The 13,861-nt window shown below is 67.2% G+C and carries 16 protein-coding genes; 4 read left to right on the top strand and 12 right to left on the bottom strand.

Going from position 1 to position 13,861, the window contains the following annotated elements:
* Window positions 1-69 precede the first annotated feature (69 nt).
* Window positions 70-537 carry a MarR family transcriptional regulator gene (locus tag ABZ345_RS17800; RefSeq protein ID WP_359849252.1) on the top strand — a complete coding sequence of 156 codons (468 nt, stop codon included), beginning with the start codon at window positions 70-72 and terminating at the stop codon, window positions 535-537.
* Window positions 538-628: 91 nt separating this feature from the next.
* On the opposite strand, the gene ABZ345_RS17795 is transcribed toward ABZ345_RS17800, so the two are convergent.
* From ABZ345_RS17795 to ABZ345_RS17785, 3 genes are all read right to left on the bottom strand, one after another.
* Entirely contained in the window at window positions 629-1,231 is a 603-nt protein-coding gene (locus ABZ345_RS17795) for an SDR family oxidoreductase (protein ID WP_359849643.1), read from the bottom strand.
* Window positions 1,232-1,808: 577 nt separating this feature from the next.
* A complete protein-coding gene (locus ABZ345_RS17790) occupies window positions 1,809-2,312 on the bottom strand; it encodes a hypothetical protein (protein WP_359849249.1) in 504 nt (167 codons plus the stop codon).
* A gap of 324 nt (window positions 2,313-2,636) precedes the next feature.
* Window positions 2,637-3,200, bottom strand: coding sequence for a DDE-type integrase/transposase/recombinase (locus tag ABZ345_RS17785; protein WP_359849246.1), 564 nt, complete (start codon window positions 3,198-3,200; stop codon window positions 2,637-2,639).
* Window positions 3,201-3,293: 93 nt separating this feature from the next.
* Here ABZ345_RS17785 and ABZ345_RS17780 point away from each other — a divergent pair, with 93 nt between their 5' ends.
* On the top strand, window positions 3,294-3,533 hold the full coding sequence (locus ABZ345_RS17780; RefSeq protein ID WP_359849243.1) for a hypothetical protein: 240 nt from the start codon (window positions 3,294-3,296) through the stop codon (window positions 3,531-3,533).
* A 256-nt stretch (window positions 3,534-3,789) separates the two neighbouring features.
* Here ABZ345_RS17780 and ABZ345_RS17775 read toward each other — a convergent pair whose 3' ends face one another.
* The 3 genes from ABZ345_RS17775 to ABZ345_RS17765 are packed head-to-tail and all read right to left on the bottom strand — an operon-like array spanning window position 3,790 to window position 5,700.
* Complete coding sequence (locus tag ABZ345_RS17775) at window positions 3,790-4,539, bottom strand: ATP-binding protein (protein ID WP_359849240.1); 750 nt, start codon at window positions 4,537-4,539, stop codon at window positions 3,790-3,792.
* Window positions 4,540-4,579: 40 nt separating this feature from the next.
* Window positions 4,580-5,089 carry a hypothetical protein gene (locus ABZ345_RS17770; protein WP_359849237.1) on the bottom strand — a complete coding sequence of 170 codons (510 nt, stop codon included), beginning with the start codon at window positions 5,087-5,089 and terminating at the stop codon, window positions 4,580-4,582.
* Window positions 5,074-5,700 carry a thermonuclease family protein gene (locus tag ABZ345_RS17765; RefSeq protein WP_359849234.1) on the bottom strand — a complete coding sequence of 209 codons (627 nt, stop codon included), beginning with the start codon at window positions 5,698-5,700 and terminating at the stop codon, window positions 5,074-5,076. The genes ABZ345_RS17770 and ABZ345_RS17765 overlap by 16 nt, the downstream gene beginning before the upstream one ends.
* Window positions 5,701-6,284: 584 nt before the next feature.
* Here ABZ345_RS17765 and ABZ345_RS17760 point away from each other — a divergent pair.
* Window positions 6,285-7,442: a serine/threonine-protein kinase gene (locus tag ABZ345_RS17760; protein WP_359849231.1), complete on the top strand. Its 1,158-nt coding sequence runs from the start codon at window positions 6,285-6,287 to the stop codon at window positions 7,440-7,442.
* Window positions 7,443-7,810: 368 nt separating this feature from the next.
* Here the strand turns inward: ABZ345_RS17760 and ABZ345_RS17755 are convergent, their stop codons facing one another.
* Entirely contained in the window at window positions 7,811-8,389 is a 579-nt protein-coding gene (locus ABZ345_RS17755) for a TetR/AcrR family transcriptional regulator (RefSeq protein ID WP_359849228.1), read from the bottom strand.
* 179 nt (window positions 8,390-8,568) lie between these two features.
* Between ABZ345_RS17755 and ABZ345_RS17750 the strand changes: the two genes are divergently transcribed.
* The gene (locus ABZ345_RS17750; protein ID WP_359849226.1) at window positions 8,569-9,102 is read left to right on the top strand and encodes a DUF2269 domain-containing protein; all 534 of its coding nucleotides are present in this window, start codon (window positions 8,569-8,571) and stop codon (window positions 9,100-9,102) included.
* Here the strand turns inward: ABZ345_RS17750 and ABZ345_RS17745 are convergent.
* The 5 genes from ABZ345_RS17745 to ABZ345_RS17725 all read right to left on the bottom strand — a co-directional run bounded on the left by ABZ345_RS17745 (window position 9,036) and on the right by ABZ345_RS17725 (window position 13,674).
* The gene (locus tag ABZ345_RS17745; RefSeq protein WP_359849223.1) at window positions 9,036-9,611 is read right to left on the bottom strand and encodes a TetR family transcriptional regulator; all 576 of its coding nucleotides are present in this window, start codon (window positions 9,609-9,611) and stop codon (window positions 9,036-9,038) included. The two genes, ABZ345_RS17750 and ABZ345_RS17745, sit on opposite strands and share 67 nt — an antisense overlap.
* 14 nt (window positions 9,612-9,625) lie before the next feature.
* The gene (locus ABZ345_RS17740) at window positions 9,626-11,008 is read right to left on the bottom strand and encodes an MFS transporter (RefSeq protein WP_359849220.1); all 1,383 of its coding nucleotides are present in this window, start codon (window positions 11,006-11,008) and stop codon (window positions 9,626-9,628) included.
* A gap of 87 nt (window positions 11,009-11,095) precedes the next feature.
* Window positions 11,096-11,602, bottom strand: a complete 507-nt coding sequence (locus ABZ345_RS17735; RefSeq protein WP_359849217.1) for a carboxymuconolactone decarboxylase family protein — start codon at window positions 11,600-11,602, stop codon at window positions 11,096-11,098.
* 66 nt (window positions 11,603-11,668) lie between these two features.
* Window positions 11,669-13,075 carry an MFS transporter gene (locus ABZ345_RS17730; protein ID WP_359849215.1) on the bottom strand — a complete coding sequence of 469 codons (1,407 nt, stop codon included), beginning with the start codon at window positions 13,073-13,075 and terminating at the stop codon, window positions 11,669-11,671.
* Between the two features lie 113 nt (window positions 13,076-13,188).
* The gene (locus tag ABZ345_RS17725) at window positions 13,189-13,674 is read right to left on the bottom strand and encodes a DUF4396 domain-containing protein (RefSeq protein ID WP_359849213.1); all 486 of its coding nucleotides are present in this window, start codon (window positions 13,672-13,674) and stop codon (window positions 13,189-13,191) included.
* Between the last annotated feature and the right edge of the window lie 187 nt (window positions 13,675-13,861).

The raw sequence follows: 13,861 nt of genomic DNA, 5'->3' as shown, positions 1-13,861 counted from the left end.
TACCTCACTAGCGAGTTAAAGTAGCTCACCAGCGAGGTTTATTCCAGGCTGTCGGATAACATCCTCACCGTGGACGAGAGGTTGCGCGCGCTGGTGCAGGACGAAGGAGTGGTGCTGTGGGGGCGAGTGGTGAACCTGCACCGCGCCCTCAACGCCCTGCTGCACACCGACATCCGCGAGGCCACCGGGCTGGACGGCACCGAGTTCGAGTTCCTGCTGCGCCTGGCTCGCTTCGCCGGCCCGCGCGTGCACGCCAGCAAGGTCGCCGCCCGCATGGGCTACAGCTCGGCCGGCACCACCAAGCTCGTCGCCCGCCTGGAGGACAAGGGCATGATCCACCGGACCCGCGATCCGGAAGACGGCCGAGCCTTCCAAGTCGCCCTGACAGCGGCAGGCGAACAGGCACTGCGCGCCGGGCTCGAAGCACACATCCCTCGCCTGGAAGCCGAACTCATCAGCCGCCTCACCCCCGCCCAACGCCACAGGCTGCAAACCCTGCTCGCCCACGTCGACCCCGGCGAGCGACCGCCCCACTGACGGCCGCGACTTCGAGCACGCCGGTCACTTCTCGCGCGGGTCACTCTGGTGTCCGATGTGGACACCCGTTGACCGGACCTCGCGGCGCCGGTCACCGTCCGGTGGCGGAGCTGAGGAACGTGCCACCGCTGGCGTCGATGACGGTGCCGGTGATCCAGCGGGCGTCGTCGGAGGCGAGGAAGGCGACCACGTCGGCGATGTCGGACGGCTGGCCGACACGGCCGAGTGCGGTGATGGCACTGATCCCCGCCCTGATTTCGGGGTGGTCGCGCAGGTACGCGGTGTCGGTCGCGCCGGGGGCGACCGAGTTCACCGTGATGCCGCGTGGTCCTAACTGGACGGCCAAGGTCTTGCTCAGCACCTCCATGGCCCCCTTGGTCATGGCGTAGGCGACCTGCTGCGGCGCCGCCACCCGTGGCGCGCAAGAAGAGATGTTGATGATCCGGCCGCGGTCGCGCAGCAGCGGCAGGGCGCGCTGGAGGATGAAGAACGGGGCGGCGACGTTGACGGCGAACAGGTCGCCGAACTGCTCGGTCGTGGTCTGCTCGATCGTGCCACCGTGGCCGCCGCCTCCCGCGTTGTTCACGACGATGTCGAGCGGCCCGCCGGCCAGCTCGGCGAACAGCGCGTCCGCGCCATCGGGTGTGCCCAGCCGCGCGCGGACCGCGAACACCTCACCCCCGGCTGCCTGGATTCACTCCTTCATCCGCCTGTTGATCATGAAGTTGATGATCAGCGCAAGATCGTTCCGAGCACACGAAAAAGCCCGCCGACCTGAGCTTTCACCCAGAACCAGCGGGCTGATACAGACCGTCGGGCCGACAGGATTTGAACCTGCGACCCCTTGACCCCCAGATACGGGTTCACGATCGCTTGACCTGCAGAAACACGACATTCGATGCAGTTGGACGTAGTTGGCGACTGGTCAAGTAAGTTAACCGCAGTTGTTTGCAGACCCAATATCCACTCCTTCTCGGAGCCGCCGAGAGCTTGAGCCTCTGATCCACAGACCGCCAGTTTGGTCCATGAGGGACCTCCACCTGCACACACAATAGAATCTCAACAGTCCAACGCAACTAGCTGCAGTTTAGTGCAGCTAGTTGCACGCAGTTCGATGCCGTTCCGCCGTTGGTGCTGCTCCGGGTTCACTCCAGCGCGTTCAGTGTGAGAACCAAGGAAGACAGCACGCTGCGCCGGATGTAGTCGGACAGCAATGCCCATCTCAGAGTCGCGACCGCACAACGAGAAGACGCTCGTGGGCAACTGCCCGATCAATCGCTCGCATCTCCGACGGTGATGTGAAGTCGCCGAGTACAACACGCTGCTGATACTCGCGCTCTGATTCGAAGTGCCCTGGCAGTGAGATGTTGCGGTCCAACTGCCAGAGCCCTGACAGGCTCACGTGAGCACACCGCCTCCTCAGGGTCTTGAGTGGCGCGATACAGAGCGGCGTAGCGCATACAGAGCACCGAGTTGAAGGAGTAGATGTCATCGATCTCGGACAGCGGCTCCTCATCTGCCGTCCTGTCCAACTCGTCGAACCCCTCGAGTTCCCCCACACGCGAGAGGAACCCGGTAGCTGGCAGATCTGCGTCCCAGAGCTCATCCAAGATCGCCAGGAACGTAGCGATGTCGGCTGCACGCTCTGCGTCGTCCCCGCGCAACCCGGTGAAGAGCTGAGCCATCCGCTCGGCGCAGCTCGCCGTGAATACAGCAAGCGCGGCGAAAGTGCCGCTCCTCAGTCGCTCGGCCACTTCCGTGCTCACGATGGCCATTCGAAGCTCCTCTGCCGCGTCGTCTTTTTGCCATTTCCGGCATACACGAGGCCCATCATCCTGCCACCTCCTTCGCGGAGCGACTTCGCACAGTTGTTACACACGTTCCTCGATGTGCCACCGGCAATGTACTTGTAGCCGTTCACCTTCGCGTACAAGAGACCGTTAAGTTCGGCGTGAACCTTCGGCAAGTTCGGGACGTGCATCTCACCTGGCCGCAGCGGAACAGAAGCTTGAGAGGCCGTCAAGCCGTCGCCGTTCCCCGCGATCAGGTCAACCTGCCCCTTCGGCGGTAGTTGTCAAGTCAAATGAGACAGGTTGTGGTTAGAGGGCCGGTTCTGGTTGGCCGACGGGCTGGTTGATCCAGGCTGTCTCGGTCAGCCGTGGCGGCCGGGGCCGACGCGTGAAGCGTTGCGGGTGCAGGGCGTGGGCGCGATCGAGGGTGGTCTGTCGTTGGGCGCGGATCTGTTCGGCGGTTCCGAAGTGGACGGACGCGGGGGTGTGCATCCCGATGCCGGAGTGGCGGTGTTCGTGGTTGTAGGCGAGGAAGAATTCCGCGCAGAACGCGCGGGCGTCTTCCAGAGACCCGAACCGGTCAGGAAAGTCGGGCATGTACTTCATCGTCTTGAACTGGGTTTCGGAGTAGGGATTGTCGTTCGAGGTGCGGGGCCGGGAGTGGGACCGCAGAACGCCGAGGTCCACGAGGAGCTCAGAGACCGGCTTGGAGACCATCGCGCCGCCCCGGTCGGCGTGGATCGTGTGTGGCTTGGCGCCGTTGCGGGCGATGGCATCGGCGAGGAAGTCCCTCGCCACCACGGCGTCCTCCGCGGCCGCGACCAGCCAGCCGGTGACGTAGCGGGAGAAGATGTCCAGCACGACGTAGCGCATTGCCCCGCAGTGTTCGATGGCGAGCTCATCGAGGTCGAGTGGTCCACAATGGAGGATCGCTCAAGTTGCCACCTGCCCCAGAGACGTGTCTGCGTGAACACGCCGATCTTCGAAGCGCTGGTGCACAACATGAAGGTGCCATGGATTGGGCAGATCGCCGTACCATCCTCACGCCACAGCCTCAGGCGTGCGACCCCGGCTCTTGGCCGGCGATCAATGATTTCCTCGGCACGGCTCAAGTCTGTCGTGACGGCCGCTGACAGGCCGCTGATCGTCGAGACCGCCTATGGCCTCACGTTCACCGGCACCGCCACCACCCGCATCTCGCCTTGAAGCCTCCCGGGTGACCTTTGCGGAAGGTGAGGACGACGTGTTCGCGAGGACCCGTCACTGAGGTGATCACACCGCAGCTGGCCCATACCTCACTCCTTCTGGTGACGGGTCGTCTTGTCTGGGGGCGCACCTTTGGGGCAAGGTTGGCCCGCGTTGATCCTGCCAGCCAATGCGACCTCTGCGAGGGCACCGGTGAGATGACCTCGCAGCAACCCGTCCCGCACCCCGACGGCGGAATGGTGTTGGCGCAGATGAGTCACCCCTGTGTCAAAGGCTGCTCAGGATGGTGGAAGCTGCCGACGGCCGAGTCCGGCAGGATGGTGGACCCCACCACCAGCGGCCTTCTCGCCGGGAACGTCGCCCAAGTCAAGCAGCAGGCCGCCTGGCTGTTGCCGGACCCCCAACGTGCGGACCAGCGACCACCCGAGGATCGGCCACCTCGGGTTCCGGTGCACTGGGTCATCACCACCGCGACCCGGACGGAACCGAGCCGCCGCACCAGATACGCCAGCCAGCGCAGTGAAGGCGCGTCGGCCTGCTCGACGTCGTCCACAGCCACGAGCACCGGCTGACGCGTCGAGAGAGCAGCCACGAGCCGGTACAGCGCGTGTAGTGCGGCGTAGGCGTCCAATGAGCGTTCCGCACGCGCCTCGCCCGGCACTGCCAGGTTCAGCACCTGAGAGGCGAGCGCGGCGGGTCCGGCGAGCACCTCGTCGCGCTGGGCGGCCGGCAGGGACAGCAGCAGCGGTTCGAGGAGCTGGCCCGCCACACCGAACGCGAAGCTCCGCTCCGCCGCGGACGCACGCGCCACGAGAACACGGAACCCGTCGCGCCGCGCCAGATCGACGACCTCGACGAGCAACCGCGACTTTCCGATTCCCGCTGGACCGTCCAGCAGCACCGCGTCGGCGCCACCAGCCTCGACGGCCCGCAGGCCCGTGCAGAGCTCAGTCAGCTCCTGTTCCCGGCCGACCAGCGTCGCGCGACCGCACCACGACGAACGCACTCTTCAGCCTCTCCCCGCAGACGAACCTGTGGCAGTGGGCTCAGTCCAGCAGCTCGACGACGTGCACCGGGTGATCGGCGGGCCAGGCCCTCCTCAGCCCACCCGCAAACCGGACGGCCACCTCCTCATCACCGCTGGACGTGACCGCAGCGACCTCGCCGACGGGGCCGACCGACCCGTGGAAGCGCACGCAGGAACCCGCAACCAGATCCCGCGCCTCGACCGTGCCGGCCTCGCGCGTTCTGGACGCGGGCAGCAGACGGGTGGTGACCAGGCGCCACAGCGCCCAGCCGCACGGCGGCGCGGCCAGCACCGTCAGCCCGGCGAGCACCGGGTTCACCGGCACCAGCGCGATCGCGATCACCAGGCCGTGCAACAGGAAGACCAGCGCGCAAAAGACCTCGGAGCTGACCGCGTGGGTCCCGAGCTGGAGCCACCCGGTGGTGCGCACGAGTCCGTCGTCGAGCAGACCGCGCGCGGCCGGCCCCTGCGACGAGACCTCGGCCGGCGTCGAGTTGCCGAACAGGTCGACCTTCACGCCTTCGTCCATCGCACGTCCTTCCCCTTGCGCTGGCACGTGACGTCCTGTCCCTTGGCCGTGACTCCGTGTGCCCCTTCGGGCGAACACGGCGCTCCCATCTCCACACCCCGCTGGATGTCGTCCGGCGGCTGCGGCTGCGGTGTCGTGGTGACCGTCGGCTGCGGCGGCACCACCACCGGTGCGGTCGGCCGCGCCATGGACGTGCTGGACTCGGTTGGCTTGTCGGTGGCGGAGGATGGTGGTGGTTGGCTACTCCCGGAAACGCTGGGCACGCACGTGCTCGCCCACACGCCGCGGCGCTGCTGCCGGGCCTCGGACTCGGCCGAGGTGAGCTGCGCGTTCGATCCGGTGTCCGGCACAGCCGCTCCGGCGGCCGCGGCGGTCTCCGCGTAGTCCTGCCCGGTCGGCAGCAGCACCTTCACCAGCAGCCGTCCCTCGGGATCGCGTGCACCGCGGCCGTCATCAAGGAGCCGCACCTGCCTACCGTTGAGCGTGGTGCGCGCGAAGGCGAGCTCGTCGTGCGCCCAGCAGGGCCCGGTCGAGCGGATACCCGTGACGCGCACCCGGACGAGTTCACTGGTCGTCGCGTCGAGACCGTTGAAGAGGTCCACAGCGGACACCGCTTGCACCACGACTTGAGAATCGCCGGGTCTCGGCGTGGCGGTCGGTGTGGACCGGGCGCCTTGGTCCGGTGTTGACGTCGGGGTGTCTGCCACTGCGAAACCCGTCGCGATCAGGCTCAACACCACGCTCGAACACGCGATGCCCAGACGCCCGCCGGGGGTGCTCCGCCACCAGAAGCGCCGCAACGCTCCCGGATAATTGAGTTGGGACACTCTGATTTCCTCAAGCTGTCGATCAACGGTCCGGCGGCGACGCGTCGATCTTGATGGGCTCGGCCGCTGGCAGTTTGGCAGCAAACCGCCTCAGCTCTAACCCGCCGAGCAGATCAACTCGCTACTCCAAATGGGCGCGTCATGCCGACCGGAGTCTCGCCGCCGTCAACGCGCCGACGCCGTCTCCCTGGGCTACGTGGCCGCGTATGCATATTCGGCATAGACCACCGGGGAGTTCGTCTGGCCCTCTTCCGGTTGCTCTCCTTCACACTTCAAGATCTGACTGTGATCGACCTGACCGAGCGCCCATCGCAGGACGTGCTCTCACCGTCAGCCCACCGCCCGTCCGTCGGCAAACGAGGGGACGAATGACACAGGACCTACCGGAGATCCCCGGCTTCCGGTACATCCGGCCGCTCAGCAGGAACATGCGTCTGTACCGCGATCTCCGCGGCGACCGCGAGGTCGCGGTGAAAGTGCTCGAAGACCCGCCGCGCACCGCCGAGCTCAAAGCGGTGGTGTCGCTCGGGCATCCCGGCATCGTGACCGTGCACCGCGCGGGCAGGACGCGCTTCGGTCTGGTGTACCTGGTGATGAACCACTATCCCAGCGGCGACCTGAGCACTGCCGCGCCGCTGCCCGCAGCCCGCGTGCTGGAGATCGGCATCCAGGTCGCGGACGCGCTGCAGGCAGCACACGAGGTGGGCGTCACGCACCGCAACATCAAGCCCGCCAACATCCTGCTGGACGAACACGGCGACCCGGTGCTGACCGAGTTCGGCGTCCACGGCAGGGACTCGTTCCCCTGGACGGCGCCCGAAGTGCTGCGCGACGGCCACCACAGCCCCGCCACCGACATCTTCTCGCTCGGCGCGACGTTGCGGCACCTCCTCACTGGACAGTCGCCGTTCGTCGCACCGCACGGCAACAACCGCCCAACAGCACTACGGTCGCTGGACGAGTTGCTGCACCAGGCAATGGCGACGAACCCAGCCGCGCGTCCCGCGTCCGCAAAAAAGTTCGCAGCCCGGCTGCGGGCCATCCAACTCGGACAGGGCACCACGAAAACACCGTCGCAAGCAACGAACGTCGCCGCTGTCGAACACGGCACCCGCAAGCGGACGCGCTGGCCGGCGTACGCGACGGTGGGCGCGGTCGCGGTGGCAATCGTCGTCACCAGCGTGATCCTGTTGCCCCGCAACAACTCCTTGACACCCGCGACGCAACCTGACAAGGCCGTGCAGCCACGCAACGCCGGCGGTGAGACCGGGCTGCCCAGCCGCCCGGCCGTCACGGTCACCCGTGTCGGCCCGGACACACTTCGCTTCGCCTGGACCTATGACGCCCCATTGGCCACCGACACATTCGCCTGGCGCACCAACGACGACCTGAAGACCGGCACCACAGACACACCGTCGCTCGAACTGTTCGCACCCGGAACCTTGTGCATCCAGGTGAAGGTCATACGCACGGACCGCAGCAACCCGAAGGCGGACGAGTGGTCAGCGGAGGGCTGCGGCTTCTGACCGAGGAAGGCAACGAGCGGCCGTCGCATTGACGCAGCGCGACCATGTTGGCCGCCCAGCATTGGGCTGAGTGATGAACAGCGTTGCGGGCGGTGGTGTCGACCGATGCAGGTCATCGGCCAGGTCCTCGCGGCGGAGTCGTGGCCGCAGCGCGTTTGCGCCCCAATGCGGCGATAGTGCCGGGCCTGATGGCACCGGCCCGCTGAGGGAGCATGGACACGAAGGACATGAACTATCGTGTGCTGCCCGTGGAGAACGACGAGCGCATCCGGCAGACGCTCGGACTCGCGCTGACCGATGCCGGCCTGCTCGCCAACGCACCGCACAGGAGAAGGTGACTGGACGTTCGCTGGGTGTCGTGCCCGCTGTCAGACCGCCACGCGCAAGGCCGAGAGCGTCACCGCGACGAGTCTCCGCACGGCGGCCTTGGTGGACAACGTTCCCGCTGCAGTGAGCGCGTGGACGCAGTAGGCCGCGAGCTCGGCCGGCTCGACGTCCGCGCGAATGTCCCCGGCCTTCGCCGTTTCAGCCAGCAGGTCACGGATCATGTCGCGTACCTGCACCTGCGCTCTGGCGACCTGCTCATCCCGATGCAGGAACGCCACGAGATCCGTGTCGAAGTGCCCCCGTGACCGGTGCGAGATCTCGGCGAATGCTTCGAGAACGACCTCGAGGCGCTTGCCCGGCTCCGTCTCGCGGTCACGAGCCGCCACCAGATGGTGCAGGTGATGGGCGATCTGCTCCGCATGCCAGGCGAGGAGGATCGCTTCGACGTCCGGGAAGTACTTGTAGAGGGTGGCGCGGCCGATGCCGGCCTGCTCCGCGATCTGCGACATCGTCACGTTGAGCAGGCCGCGTTCGGACACCAGAGCGGCAGTGGTGCTCAGGATCGCGTGGCGCACCTCGCGGCGGTGCGTCTCGATCGTCTCGTTCCAGAGCTTCGGCACGAACCCATCCTACGGGATCGAGACATCATGTCTTGCAAAAGACACAGTGTCTCGTAAACTCAGCCCATGTCTGATACACCGCGCTGGGTGAAGATCACGGGGATCGTCATTGCCGTCGTGATCGTCGTTGTCCTGATCGTGCTCGCACTTCCGATCGAGCACGGCCCCGGAATGCATCGATGAGACCACGGGTCCGCAAACTCGCGCTGATCGCGCACATCGCGGCTTCGGTGGGCTGGTTCGGCGCCGTTCTCACGTTCCTCGCACTGAGCGTCGTCGGCGTGACCGCACGGGACGACCAGCTCGTCCGCGCCGCTTACCTCGTGGCGGAGCCGGTTGTCTGGTACGTCGTGGTGCCGTTCGCGGTCGCGTCGCTGCTGACCGGGCTGGTGTCGTCGCTCGGCAGCACGTGGGGCCTGTTCAGGCACTACTGGGTGATCTTCAAGCTGGTGCTGAACGTCTTCGCCACGGCGGTTCTGCTCATGTACACGCGGACGGTCGAGCAGTTCGCCGGCATCGCGGCGGATCCTGGCGCGGACATCGGACCGCTGCGGACCCCAACGTTTTTGTTGCACTCGGGTGGAGCGCTCGTGGTGCTGGTGGTCGCGATGGTGCTGGCGGTCTACAAGCCGCGGGGTGTGACGCCCTACGGCGCCAAGGCGGGCAGCAGAGTGGCTTCCAGGACGCCCGGCGCTTCGTCCGCGCGCAGCTGACCGGCGTTGACGTCTTCGGCGGCCGCGTGCAGAAGGCTGTAGACGGTCGTAACGAGCCAGCTCAACGGCAGGTCGGTACGGAACACACCTTCCCGCCTACCGCGCTCCAGGAGACCCTCGACGTGGTCCACGACCTCGCGGTGCCGCTCGCGCAGCCGAACCGAGCCCAGCTCGCGCTGGGCCAGGTCGAACAGCTGCCGATGCTGGTCGAGCTCGTGCCACGCGGAGCGCAGCAAGCGGCGGAACGCCTCGGCCGCGGGGCCTTCGTCGGGCACTGCCTGCCGCATGACCTCGCCTGCTTTGGCGATCGTGCGGTCGAGCACCGCTTCCAGCAGCACGTCGCGTGACGGGAAGTGGGCGTAGAGCGTGACCCGGCCGACGCCGGCGGCGCGGGCGATCGCCGCCATGCTCGCTTGCGGTTCCTCGATGAAGCACGTCGAGGCGGCGTCGAGGATGGCGGCGATGCTGCGTTCGGCGTCGGCGCGCCGCTTGGTCTCCGTGCCGGTCACCTTCGCAAGCCTAATCAGTGTGCGAAGACCGGGCCGTCGGGAAGGGACGCGCGGCCTGCGGGCACCAGCCACGGCACGATGATCGCGACGACCGCTGCCAGGATCGCGGTCGCGGTGAACGCGCCGTTGAAGCCGCTGGCGGCGCCGCCAGCCAGGCTCTGCGCGGCGACAGTGGACACGAACGCGATGCCGAGCGTGGCGCCGAGTTCGTGGCCGGTGTTGATCAGGCCTGAAGTCGTGCCCGCGTCGTGCGGGTCGACGTGGGCCATGGCCGTCGTGGTCGCTGTGACGAACGTGGCACCGAGTCCCAGGCCTGAGATCAGGAAGCCTGGCAGCACCGCGACCAGTGCATTGCCGGAGGCGGGCACCTGCGACAGCAGCACCGCGCCCACGGCCGCGAGACCGAATCCGATCACCACGACCGGTCGCCCGCCGAACCGGCCGAGGGCTCGCACGCCGAGATGCGTGCCCAGGCCGATCACCAGTGCCACTGGCAGGAAAATCAAGCCGGTCTGCAGGGCGTCCAGGCGCAGCACGTGCTGGAGATACTGGGAGTTGAGGAAGAAGTTCGCGAGCAGGAGGCCGGACGCGGCCAGCATCACGATGTTGCCAGCCACCACGGGACGCCGGGTCAACAGCTCCAGCCGCACCAGCGGCTGGGCGGTCCGGCGCTCGACGAGGACGAACACGACGAGCAGGCCGAGCCCGGCAGCGAGGAAGAACGGCGTGCTGCCGCCGCCCCATCCGGTGTCACCGGCTCGCACCAGGCCATAGATCAACGCTCCCATCGCCGCCACCGCGGTCAGCGCGCCCGGCAGATCGACCGTGCCCGTCCGGTCACCGCGGCCGGACGGAACCAGCTTCGGCAGTGCCACGGCGACGAAGAGGCCGACCGGCACGTTGATGAAGAACACCCACTTCCAGCCTGGTCCGGCGGTGAACAGGCCGCCGAGCAGCACGCCCACCGCAGCGCCCGCGCCGCCGATCGCCGCCCACACTCCGAGTGCGCGGTTGCGCTCGGGACCGTGGAACGTCGTCGTCACGATCGACAACGCGGCCGGTGACAGCAACGCGGCGCCGACACCCTGAGCGCCTCGCGCCACCACCAGCGCGAACCCGTCTGCGGCGAGCCCGGAAGCGAGTGAGGCGGCGGTGAACACCACCAGCCCGATGAGGAACACCCGCCGCCTGCCCACGACATCGGCGAGCCTGCCGCCGAGCAGCATCAGGCCGCCGAAGCACAGCGTGTAGGCCGTGACCACCCACGTCAGCGCGGCCCGGTCCAGGCCAAGGTCGGTGGCGATGACCGGCAGCGCCACGTTCACGACCGTCACGTCGAGAATCACCATGAACTGGGCCAGGCACAGCAGCACCAAGGCCCACCACTTCGTTCGCACAGCCAACCCCTTAAGTCGAACATCACTGTTTGACTTAAGGCTACGTCGCCGGAGCGCATAAGTCGAACATCGGTGTTCGACTTATCGTCAGACCCCCGCGACCAGATTGAACGAGCCCGTCAGCGCGTTCAGGCTGACCAACCCGACGACGTCGGCGATCGCGCGGTCGGTCCATCCGTGTGAGCGGAGTTCCTCGATGTCCACATCGGACAGTCCGGACGGCTCGGCGAGCACACGCACTGCGAATCCGATGAGGGCGATCTCGCGTGGATCGACGGACACTCCTTGGCGGGCCAAGGAGATGTCGGCCTCGCTGACGCCAGCCGCCCTGGCCGCGTCGGTGTGCGCGGCCAGGCAGGTGGCGCAGCCGAGCCATTCCTGCACGGCCAGCGAGATCTTCTCGCTGAGCGCCCGTGGCAGCTTGATGCGCTTCATCGCGCGCGAGAACGCGAGGTAGCCCTCCAGCAACGCGGGCGAGTGGGCCATCGTGCTGATCATGTCGCCGACGGCCCCGCGGCGGCCGATGATCTCGGCGAGCAGCTCACGGGACTTCTCGGGCGCGTCATCGGCGGTAAGTGGCTCAAGGCGTCGCATGGGTTTCTCCGAATCGTGCGAACGGCGACGGCGCCCACCGTCGTGGGTGGGCGCCGTCGGAGCGGATCAGACGGTGACGGACTCCCGGTCGACCGAGGCCGAGCGGGCGCCGCGCAAGGTTGCCGCGGCGAGGAGCGCGCCGAGGACAGCGATGCCGGTGGCACCGATGAACGCGGCCGAGATGCCGTCGGTCAGGTCGGCGAACGAGGCCGCCACCGCGGCCATCGCCGCCAAGCCGAGCGCGGAGCCGATCTGGTAGCTGGTGTTGACGATGCCCGACGCGAGACCGCCTTCCTCGGGACGCGCGCTGGAGATCGCGGTACCGAGCGACGGGATGAACGCGAGCGCCATGCCGGTCGCAGCCATCAGGGACGCGGGCAGCACGTCGACCCAGTAGTTGCCGTCCGGCCGCACCAGCGCCAGCCAGCCGAGCCCGGCGGCGAGGACCGCGAGCCCGGTCACGACCATCGGCTTGGCACCGAAACGCGCGGTCAGCCGCGGCGCGACGGCCACCATCAGCACCATGATGATCGTCGTCATCGGCAGCAACGCCGAGCCGCTGGCGAACGCGCCCAGGCCGAGCACCTGCTGCAGGTAGAGGTTCAGGAAGAACCACATCGGAATCCAGGCGCCACCGAGCAGAAGCTGCGCGAGGTTTGCCGCGCCGAGGTTCGGCGTGCGGAAGATCCCGAGCCGCACCAGCGGTTCGCGACGCTTGGCCTGCACGACCAGGAACGTCCCGAGCAGTGCCAAGGCGACGATCAGAGCCACGATCGTCTCGACCGAACCCCAACCAGCTTCCGGAGCACGCACGATCGCGTACACCGCAACAGCCAAGCCTGCGGTCACGGTGACCGCACCGAGGAGGTCGGTCGAGCCGCGCTGAGCGGCACCCGCGGGCATCAGAGCCGGAATCGCGGCGAGGGCGATCACGGCGATCGGGATGTTGATGTAGAACACCCATGGCCAGCTCAGGTACTCGGTGATCACGCCGCCGAGGAAGACACCGGCCGTGCCGCCTGCGGGAGCTGCCGCACCGTAAAGAGCGAGAGCTTTGCCCAACTCCTTCGGCTCCCCACCGAACAACATCATCAGCAGCGTCAGCGCGGACGGCGCGATCAGTGCCGCTCCAGCGCCCTGCAGCGCACGGCCGGCGAGCTCGACCCACACCTCCCCCGCTGCACCGGCGACCGCGGAGCCGACCAGCAGGACCAGCCAGCCGGTGGCGAACATCCGGCGGGCCCCGAGCAGGTCGGACAACCTGCCGCCGAGCAACAACAAGCCACCGAAAGCGACGACGTAGGCGTTGAACACCCACGAGAGGTTCTCCTGCGAGAACCCGAGATCGGACTGAATCCGCGGAAGGGCCACCCCGATGATCGACGTGTCCATGATGACCATGAACTGGGCGGCCGCAATGAGCGCCAAGGCCCACCACCACCGCCGACGAGTCACTTGCTCTACACCTGACATTTCAATACTCCATACCGGTAGGGGGTATCTGACCGGCACACGTGTGCCACAGTCAGAACATTTGTGGGTTCAGATGATGCTGGAGCCGAACTCACCCGGCTCCAGCGACAACGTCAGTGGTGGTCGTGGTGACCCTCGTGACCGCCGTGGTACTGGTGCACGACTGCGTGCCCCCTGCCGCGCGAGATCAGCCACCGGTTGACAGGCACCGTCACCACGAAGGCGATAGCCAGCGAGAACGCCAGTGCCGTCCAGAAGAGCCAGCTGTTCAGGCCTGCCTCCATCGCGCCGGGCACCACGAGCATGACGCCGTTGTCGACGATTTCCATCACGGCGATCGAGACGGTGTCCGCGGCCAGCGCCACGCCGATCGCCTTCTTCAGCGGCAGACCCGACTTGAGCACGGGACGGATGGTCAGCGCGTAGCCGAACACGAACGCGAGCGCGACAGCCAGCACGATCGTGGAGAGGTTGGACCAGCCCAGCGCGGTACCGATCACCATGCCGAGCACCTCGCCGATCGCGCAGCCGGCGAGGCAGTGCAGCGTGGCGGAGACAGCAAGTTTGGTGAGGCTCGCAGGTGCGGCGCCGTGGTTCATTTTCTTCCTCCTTCAGCTCGCGTCGAACCATACCCCTAGGGGGTACCCGTATCAAGCGAGAAGGTCGAGAAAGCTGCGAGGACGTCTACAGGAAGCGTTACGGCCCGCGTGCCCAGCACTCCTCGAACATGCCAAGTCGCCACACCGCCAATGCGACGAGCGGTATTCGCCAAGAATGTGCTGTTGC

It is taken from the genome of Lentzea sp. NPDC005914 (assembly GCF_040629405.1).
In the GTDB taxonomy this organism is placed as follows: Bacteria; Actinomycetota; Actinomycetes; order Mycobacteriales; family Pseudonocardiaceae; genus Lentzea.
Note: the sequence above shows the minus strand (reverse complement) of the source record. Positions and strands in the feature narration are given on the sequence as shown.

What these genes read in the sequence shown, in the direction of transcription:
- ABZ345_RS17790 (WP_359849249.1), bottom strand. Translation starts at nt 2,312, where the DNA reads ATGGCCATCGTGAGCACGGAAGTGGCCGAGCGACTGAGGAGCGGCACT.
- ABZ345_RS17785 (WP_359849246.1), bottom strand. Translation starts at nt 3,200, where the DNA reads ATGCGCTACGTCGTGCTGGACATCTTCTCCCGCTACGTCACCGGCTGG.
- ABZ345_RS17770 (WP_359849237.1), bottom strand. Translation starts at nt 5,089, where the DNA reads ATGGACGAAGGCGTGAAGGTCGACCTGTTCGGCAACTCGACGCCGGCC.
- ABZ345_RS17760 (WP_359849231.1), top strand. Translation starts at nt 6,285, where the DNA reads ATGACACAGGACCTACCGGAGATCCCCGGCTTCCGGTACATCCGGCCG.
- ABZ345_RS17750 (WP_359849226.1), top strand. Translation starts at nt 8,569, where the DNA reads ATGAGACCACGGGTCCGCAAACTCGCGCTGATCGCGCACATCGCGGCT.
- ABZ345_RS17735 (WP_359849217.1), bottom strand. Translation starts at nt 11,602, where the DNA reads ATGCGACGCCTTGAGCCACTTACCGCCGATGACGCGCCCGAGAAGTCC.
- ABZ345_RS17730 (WP_359849215.1), bottom strand. Translation starts at nt 13,075, where the DNA reads ATGTCAGGTGTAGAGCAAGTGACTCGTCGGCGGTGGTGGTGGGCCTTG.
- ABZ345_RS17725 (WP_359849213.1), bottom strand. Translation starts at nt 13,674, where the DNA reads ATGAACCACGGCGCCGCACCTGCGAGCCTCACCAAACTTGCTGTCTCC.